Raw genomic sequence first — 8,135 nt, forward strand, 5'->3', positions numbered from 1 at the left:
ACACGATTACTTATAATGTATGTACTGTAGCAACTCCTACAGATTGTACTATAGGGGTAGTGACCTTTACAGTAGTGCCTCCAGTAACTACTTTGGTAATCACACCAGACCCATTGGTGGTAACAGGTACAGGCACCCGTACAACACCAAGTGTACTTGACAATGACTACTTTGTAAATCCTGACGGAAGCACTACAAGTGCAACAAGTGGTAACGTTACCATTACTAATGTAGTAGTAACGCCAAGTGCGCCAGGTACCTTGTCGCCAACATTGAACCCTGACGGTACAATAACAGTACCAAATGGTTTAAGACCAGGTTTGTATACTATCACTTATGATATGTGTGTAGCATCATCTACTTGCGTGAGTGCAACAACTACGCTTACAGTAAGACAACCTGCACCTATCATTAACCCTGATAGCTTTACTGTAACAGGTACAGGCACACGTACTACGCCAAGTATATTTGACAATGACGATGTAGTAAATCCTGATGGTAGCACAACAAGTGCAACAGGTAGCAACGTAACAATTACTAATGTGGTTGTAACACCTCCTCGTCCTGGTTACCCAGTGCCAACAGTAAATCCTAATGGTACTATAACCATACCGGAGAATGCTGCGCCAGGTAATTACACAATTACTTATAATGTATGTACTGTAGCAACTCCTACAGATTGTACAGAAGGAGTAGTAACCTTTACGGTAGTTTCGGATACAAGTGCATTGCCAATAGCAGAGAATGATAGTGCACAAACCTTTATAGGAACGCCTGTAACAATAGAGGTATTAACTAATGATACACCTAACGGAGCAGTAACCCCTGTAATAACTGTCACTCCTGCAAAAGGTACTGCAGTAGTGAATGCAGATGGTACTATTGAATATACACCTAATAGAAACTTTGTAGGTATAGATAGTTTCGTATACGAATTATGTAACGCAGCAGGTTGTGCAACAGCAACTGTAAGTGTAAAAGTAGGTTCAGAAATTATCATCTACAACGGGGTATCTCTCAATGGTTCAGCCGCTAATAACCACTTCCATATAGGAGGTATAGAGAATTATCCAAATAACAAAGTACGTATATACAACCGTTGGGGTGTAGAAGTATTTAGTGTAGAAGGATATGACAACGTAACGAAAGTGTTCACAGGACGCTCAAGTGCACGTACCACAGTGGAAGCTGGTGATCGTTTGCCGCAAGGTACTTATTACTACGTGATAGAGTATCAAGACTTATCTGATAAGAAACAAACGGCTTCGGGCTGGTTGTACTTGAAGAAATAAGTATATTTAATATAGTTTTGCCGAGTGTAATAGCTCGGCAAAACTTATATTTAAAAATAAGCTATAAAAATATTAAAATTATAACATATTTGGATATGAAAAAAAGATTATTATGGGTTCTGACTTTATTTTCAGGCATACTTTTTGCTCAACAAGAGTCGCAATACACACAGTATATGTACAACACTATGCTGTTCAACCCAGGGTATACAGGTTCTCGTGAAGTAGGAAGTTTCTTTGGAATGTTCCGCACCCAATGGGTAGGGCTAAAAGGAGCACCTACTAACGGAAGTATTAGCTATCACCAGCCTATGCAATCTATGCGCAACGTAGGCTTAGGAGGAAGTATCTTTCGCGAAAGTATAGGACCTCAAAACCAAACCGCTCTAAACGTAGCTGTATCATACACTATCAATTTTGAAAACTCAAAATTAGTGTTTGGTTTGCAGGGAGCAGGCAATATTTTTGAAATAGATTATGACGAACTAAAGAAACAAGATGCAAGTGATGCATCACTCAGTGGTAAAGAGAGTGTATTCTCACCCAACTTGGGAGCTGGGTTCTATTGGTATACCAATAAGTACTACGTAGGATTTTCAGTACCTAATATGCTTGAAACTACCCACTACAAAGGCAATGCGGTATCAGTACTCAAAAATTCACAACACTTATACCTTATAGGAGGTTATGTGTTCGATTTAAGCGACACTGTGAAGTTTAAACCAGCAGTGTTAGGAAAAATGTCTTTTGGGGCACCTTTGCAAATAGATGGCTCTTTAAACTTTATGTTTAATGACAAATTTGTGATAGGGGCATCTTACCGCTGGTCGGCAGCATTGAGTGTAATGGCAGGGTTCCAAATAAACGACCGTTGGTTTGCAGGCTATAGTTACGATTTTGAAACCACCGACTTGTCTAAATACAATTCAGGTTCGCACGAAATATTCTTGCGTTACGAATTGGTAAAAACATACAAGAAGATCGTTTCACCACGTTTCTTCTAATAAAACAGAACTGTTATTAAATACAAAAATATAAACTAAGGAGATGAAAATACTTACTTTTTCGATTGCTGCACTACTTACTACCTCTGTACTAGTGGCACAACCACGTGAGTTACAAAAAGCTGATGAGCTTTATAACAATTATGCTTATGTGGATGCCATTAAGATTTATGAAAAGATAGCTAAGAAGGGTTATGAAAGTCAGGAGCTATTAGAGCGCTTGGGGAATGCTTATTATTATAACGCTGAGTACAAGAATGCTTTGCCTTGGTATGAAAAACTCTTTGAAGAAGGCAAGTACAATGTGAAGCCTGAGTACTATTATCGTTACGCACAGGCACTGAAAACTGAGAAACGCTACGAAGAATCGGATGCGCTGATGGCTAAATTCTCTGAATTGACAGATAACAAGGATAGTAGAGCCATACTTTTTGAAGAAAATAAAGACTATCAGCAGGTAATACAAGGGAACTCTGGTCGTCTTGAAGTGCACCCTGTGAGTATTAATACAGAATTTTCTGAGTATGGAGTAGCTTTTTATGGTGATAATAAGGTAGTATTTACAGCAGCGAATAGCGCAAAGGCTACTCGTTGGAGTGTATCGAAATGGACGGGTGAGAGTTTTTACGACCTTTATATAGCTGATTGTGATAAAGAAACACTTACGAACAAAAAATTGTTTTCTACGGGAGTAAATACCCCTTTTAACGAATCGACTGCAGCTTTTACCAAAGATGGTAATACGATTTATTTTACGCGAAATAATTATGTAAATAGGCGAGTAGGCTCGGATATGGAAAGGGCAATACGACTTAAAATATTGAAAAGTACCAAAGATGCTAATGGACATTGGGGAAATGTAACTGAGTTGCCTTTTAACAGTGATGATTATAATGTAGCTCACCCTGCGCTTTCTCCTGATGGAAAGTATTTGTATTTTGCTTCGGATATGCCAGGTTCATTAGGGGGGTCTGATATTTTCAGGGTGAAAATATTGGGGGATAACCAATACGGCAAACCTGAGAATTTAGGTAATGTTGTAAATACAGCAGGGAAAGAGTCTTTTCCTTTCGTGTCTAAAAACAATATATTGTATTATTCATCAGACGGCTTTCCTGGTTTGGGAGGGTTGGATATATTTGCTGTAAAATTCTACGAAAATGGTACTGTATCTAAACCTATCAATATTGGTATGCCTGGTAATAGTGCTGATGATGACTTTTCGTTTGTAATGGATAGCGATACCCGAATAGGTTTCTTGAGCTCTAACCGCCCAGGTGGAAAGGGTAAAGATGATATTTATAGTTTTTATGAAGAAAAGCCTTTGGTATTTGATTGTGAAAAGATGATCAAAGGGGTGCTAAAAGATTCGGAAAACAACGATGTGATAGCTGATGGATTGATTATCCTTTCGGATAAGACAATGAAAGAGGTGGCACGACAAAAAACAAAACCTGACGGCTCATTCTCATTTGATAAAGTAAACTGTAAAGACTTGTATTACTACTTGCGCGCCGAGATAGGAAAATATGAAACTACAGAAGTGCTTGTTGACTTGAGTGTAGAGGGTGATGTATTCTACGAATTTATGATTAAGCCACGTGAAATTACTATAGATAAGGATGTGGATTTGGCAAAAGTATTGAATATTAAGGAAATATACTTTGATTTGGATAAAGCGGATATACGAGAAGATGCAGCAGTGGAATTGGCTAAGATTGTAGAGGTAATGAAGGAACATCCTAATATGAAGTTGGATATTCGTTCTCATACCGATAGTCGTGGTGCTGATGCTTACAACCTTAAACTATCTGATAGGCGTGCAAAAGCAACCCTTGAATGGATGGTAAAACAAGGTATAGAGCGTAATCGTTTAAGTGCTAAAGGTTATGGTGAAACTCAGCCTGTAAATAACTGTACTAATGGTGTACCTTGTACAGAGGAACAATATCAGGAAAATCGCCGTAGCGAATTTATCATAGTAAGTATGGAATAATGTTTGGCAAATATAAAAAATAACTAAAGAAGTTGCCTGAAAGTATTTTATAAGAAGTACTTTTGGGCAGCTTTTTTTTATTACAAATATTGTTGTTATTATTTTATTTATTATCTTTGCGCCACAATATTACACAAAGATTATCACAAGAAAGGGAATGGAAGATTCTGAAAAAGAGATGACATTTTTAGACCACCTTGAAGAACTGCGCTGGCATATTATACGTGCGGCTGTTGCAGTACTCTTGGTATCGGTAGTGGCATTTGTATGGAAAGATATTGTATTCAACATTTTATTTGCGCCCAAGCGAGGTGATTTTATTACTTACAGAATGTTCTGTTCAGTGGGTCATTTCTTTGGTTTTGAGAGTGATTTTTGTAATAGCGAATTGCCTTTTACGATACAAAGCCGTACTATGGCAGGGCAGTTTTCGGCTCATATATGGACATCAATCTGGACAGGGATTGTAGTATCATTTCCGTACTTGCTATACGAGCTTTGGAAATTTATAAGTCCGGGACTTTATGAGAATGAGCGTCGTTTGGCAAAGGGATTTATACTGATAGCTTCATTGCTGTTTTTCTTGGGGATTTTATTTGGCTATTACTTAATAACCCCCTTATCTGTAAATTTCTTGGGGAGCTATTCGGTGAGCCCAGAGGTTGTAAATCAAATAGATATAGATTCCTATATATCGGTGGTGCGCTCATCAGTATTATCGTGTGGTATAGTCTTTGAGCTGCCTATCATTATTTATTTCTTAACACGCTTAGGCATTGTAACCCCTCACTTTATGCGCAAATACAGAAAGCACGCCGTAATAGTAGTACTAATCATAGCTGCAATTATTACTCCCCCCGATGTAGCAAGCCAAATAATTGTAGCGATACCTATAATGATTTTATACGAGGTAAGTATTTTTATATCGGCTTATGTGTATAAAAAAGAACAAAAAAAAGCTAAAATTAAATAGTTAAATGAATTGTAATACCTATTTAGCGCAGCTTCCCGATGTAAAGGCGTTGCGCCAGCTTTGCAAAGGCAGGGCAGTATTAGATTGGATTATTTGTGGTCACGAGTATGAAGTATATCATACTTACTACAAAGCGAAAGAAGAGGAGTATGAAGGTTATGAAGCCCAGTGGGGGCACGGATTTGAAGATGAAGTGGGCTCATCATTATCTTTTTATTTTACAGAAAAAGCCTGCCTAATAGTGCCTTCTAACAGTGCTGAAGACAGCAAAGGGGATAACAACCGAGATTTTGAAAAGCGGATACCTAAAGTATTCTTACCCTACTACCGCAAACGTTTTCGCGATGCTGACATTCCTTTTGTAATATATTCACTTGACGGGCAACATTGGCAATGTGAAGAAAATTTCCCCGTAGAGGAACATATAGAAATGTTTAACCAAATAACTGCTGATCCTGCTAAATACAAGGAGTGGGCAGTGGATTATTTGGGTGAAGATGCCTATTTGCAAGAGGTAATGGATGAGCAAACCATTACAGATATTTACGAGGGAAAAACACTTACCGAAGAAATGGTTTATAGCCTTGTTACACAGGTGTATGATTGGGTAGATTTAGAAACAGAACTCAACGAAATACCTTATCGTTTTTCGTTTTAATATATGAAATTAGTAGTAAACAACATCATTAAAATATACAAAGGGCGCAAAGTAGTAAAAGGAGTTTCGCTGGAAGTGAGTCAAGGCGAAATAGTGGGTTTATTAGGTCCTAATGGAGCTGGAAAAACTACCTCTTTTTATATGATAGTAGGGCTTATTAAGCCTAATGGGGGGACAATCTATTTAGATAATACAGATATTACCCAATACCCTATGTATAAACGTGCCCAAAATGGTATTGGCTACTTGGCACAAGAGGCATCTGTATTTAGAAAATTGAGTATTGAGGACAATATAAAAAGTGTATTGCAACTTACGAAACTTTCAAAGGCGGAACAACAACGCAAGACGGATGAGCTAATAGAGGAATTTAGTTTAGGGCATATCCGTAAGAATCGCGGCGACTTACTTTCTGGAGGAGAACGGCGCCGTACTGAAATTGCACGTGCTTTGGCTACCAGTCCCAAGTTTATCTTGCTTGATGAGCCTTTTGCAGGGGTAGACCCTATTGCTGTGGAGGACATTCAGCGCATTGTAGCTCAACTCAAAAATAAAAATATAGGTATTCTTATCACTGACCACAACGTGCAAGAAACCCTTGCTATTACCGATCGCACTTACTTGATGTTTGAAGGAGGAATTCTAAAATCGGGGGTGCCGGAGGAGCTTGCTGCTGATAAAATGGTGAGGAAGGTATACCTTGGAAGGAATTTTGAATTGAGAAGAAAGAAAATATTGGACGATGAACCTGTAAAACAGATAGCCCACTAAGGTAGTTCTGTGATTATCAGTGTAATCAATATATTCAACTTTGTCAAACTTTCAAAGTTTGACAAAGCGTGTAGTGGAATTGTACTATAAAAAACTTAAGAAAAATAACTAAAAACTATATATAATGAAAAATTTAGTAGATAGATTTATAAAATACATAAAAATAGACTCTCAGTCTGACCCTGAGAGTGCTACAACCCCAAGTACTGAAAAGCAATGGAATATGGCGAACCTATTGGTGGAAGAACTAAAAGCCATAGGTTTGCAAGAAGTAACCATAGATGAAAACGCTTATGTAATGGCGACTTTGCCTTCAAACGTAGATTATGAAGTACCTACCATAGGCTTTATTTCACACTTTGATACTTCACCAGATTTTTCGGGTGAAAACGTAAATCCACAATTTGTAGAAAATTACGATGGGGGTGATATAGTGCTTAACAAAGAACAAAATATTGTATTATCGCCTTCTTACTTTGAGGATTTGTTGCTTTACAAAGGCAATACGATTATTACCACCGATGGTACTACTCTTTTGGGTGCTGACGATAAAGCTGGTATTGCTGAAATAGTAACCGCTATGGAATACCTTGTGCAACACCCTGAAATTAAACACGGAAAAATACGAGTTGGTTTTACTCCTGATGAAGAAATAGGGCGTGGAGCACATAAATTTGATGTAAAAAAATTTGCTGCTGACTGGGCTTATACAATGGACGGCGGACAGATAGGTGAACTGGAATACGAGAGCTTCAACGCTGCAGGGGCTAAAATCTATTTCAGAGGAAAAAACGTACACCCTGGTACTGCCAAAAACAAAATGATAAACTCAATGCTCGTGGCTACTCAGTTTATCAATGCATTACCAGCTGATGAGATACCAGCACGCACTGAAGGTAGGGAAGGTTTCTATCATATTACCGATATTTCTGGTGATGTAGAAAATACTGTAGTACAGCTAATTATACGCGACCACGACCGCGACCTCTTTGAGAAACGCAAAGCTGTAGTACAGAGAATTGTAGACGATTTGAACAAACAAATTCCTAATGTGGCAGTGGCTGAAATAAAAGACCAATACTATAATATGGGTGAAAAAATAAAACCCGTGATGCACATTGTAGAGGTAGCTGAACGCGCAATGAAGGAATTGGGTATTACACCTATTACCAAACCTATTCGCGGTGGTACCGATGGTTCGCAACTTAGCTTTATGGGCTTGCCTTGTCCTAATATTTTTGCAGGCGGACATAACTTTCACGGGAAATACGAGTTTGTACCTGTAGAGAACCTTGAAAAAGCTACTGAAGTGATCATTAGAATAGCAGAATTGGTAGCGAAGAAGAATTAATTAAGAAATTAGCAGATTAGCAAATTAGCGAATTGGGAAATTGGCAAAAATGTTAATCTGCTAGTTTGTCACACTATGAAGGAAAGCGAA

General features: G+C 38.2%; 7 protein-coding genes. All 7 read left to right on the forward strand.

The features are described 5' to 3' along the window. Positions 1 to 1,292, forward strand: a 1,292-nt coding sequence (locus tag HMPREF9075_RS05390; protein WP_009415471.1) for a gliding motility-associated C-terminal domain-containing protein, incomplete at its 5' end; no start/stop codon positions are given. Between the two features lie 95 nt (positions 1,293 to 1,387). After that, on the forward strand, positions 1,388 to 2,296 hold the full coding sequence (locus tag HMPREF9075_RS05395) for a type IX secretion system membrane protein PorP/SprF (RefSeq protein WP_009415472.1): 909 nt from the start codon (positions 1,388 to 1,390) through the stop codon (positions 2,294 to 2,296). Between the two features lie 43 nt (positions 2,297 to 2,339). After that, the gene (locus HMPREF9075_RS05400) at positions 2,340 to 4,292 is read left to right on the forward strand and encodes an OmpA family protein (RefSeq protein ID WP_009415473.1); all 1,953 of its coding nucleotides are present in this window, start codon (positions 2,340 to 2,342) and stop codon (positions 4,290 to 4,292) included. Between the two features lie 157 nt (positions 4,293 to 4,449). Continuing rightward, positions 4,450 to 5,265 (forward strand): twin-arginine translocase subunit TatC, encoded by an 816-nt coding sequence (tatC, locus tag HMPREF9075_RS05405; RefSeq protein ID WP_009415474.1) that lies wholly within the window; start codon positions 4,450 to 4,452, stop codon positions 5,263 to 5,265. A gap of 4 nt (positions 5,266 to 5,269) precedes the next feature. Then, positions 5,270 to 5,923, forward strand: a complete 654-nt coding sequence (locus tag HMPREF9075_RS05410; protein WP_009415475.1) for a hypothetical protein — start codon at positions 5,270 to 5,272, stop codon at positions 5,921 to 5,923. Positions 5,924 to 5,926: 3 nt separating this feature from the next. Next, positions 5,927 to 6,694, forward strand: coding sequence for an LPS export ABC transporter ATP-binding protein (gene lptB, locus HMPREF9075_RS05415; RefSeq protein ID WP_009415476.1), 768 nt, complete (start codon positions 5,927 to 5,929; stop codon positions 6,692 to 6,694). Between the two features lie 124 nt (positions 6,695 to 6,818). After that, positions 6,819 to 8,045, forward strand: coding sequence for a peptidase T (gene pepT / locus HMPREF9075_RS05420; protein WP_009415477.1), 1,227 nt, complete (start codon positions 6,819 to 6,821; stop codon positions 8,043 to 8,045). Positions 8,046 to 8,135: the final 90 nt, after the last annotated feature.

It is taken from the genome of Capnocytophaga sp. oral taxon 332 str. F0381 (assembly GCF_000318275.2).
In the GTDB taxonomy this organism is placed as follows: domain Bacteria; phylum Bacteroidota; class Bacteroidia; order Flavobacteriales; family Flavobacteriaceae; genus Capnocytophaga; species Capnocytophaga bilenii.

Bases quoted from the DNA above. Each gene is read 5' to 3' on its own strand.
- HMPREF9075_RS05395 (WP_009415472.1), top strand. From the start codon at position 1,388: ATGAAAAAAAGATTATTATGGGTTCTGACTTTATTTTCAGGCATACTT.
- HMPREF9075_RS05400 (WP_009415473.1), top strand. From the start codon at position 2,340: ATGAAAATACTTACTTTTTCGATTGCTGCACTACTTACTACCTCTGTA.
- tatC (WP_009415474.1), top strand. From the start codon at position 4,450: ATGGAAGATTCTGAAAAAGAGATGACATTTTTAGACCACCTTGAAGAA.
- HMPREF9075_RS05410 (WP_009415475.1), top strand. From the start codon at position 5,270: ATGAATTGTAATACCTATTTAGCGCAGCTTCCCGATGTAAAGGCGTTG.
- lptB (WP_009415476.1), top strand. From the start codon at position 5,927: ATGAAATTAGTAGTAAACAACATCATTAAAATATACAAAGGGCGCAAA.
- pepT (WP_009415477.1), top strand. From the start codon at position 6,819: ATGAAAAATTTAGTAGATAGATTTATAAAATACATAAAAATAGACTCT.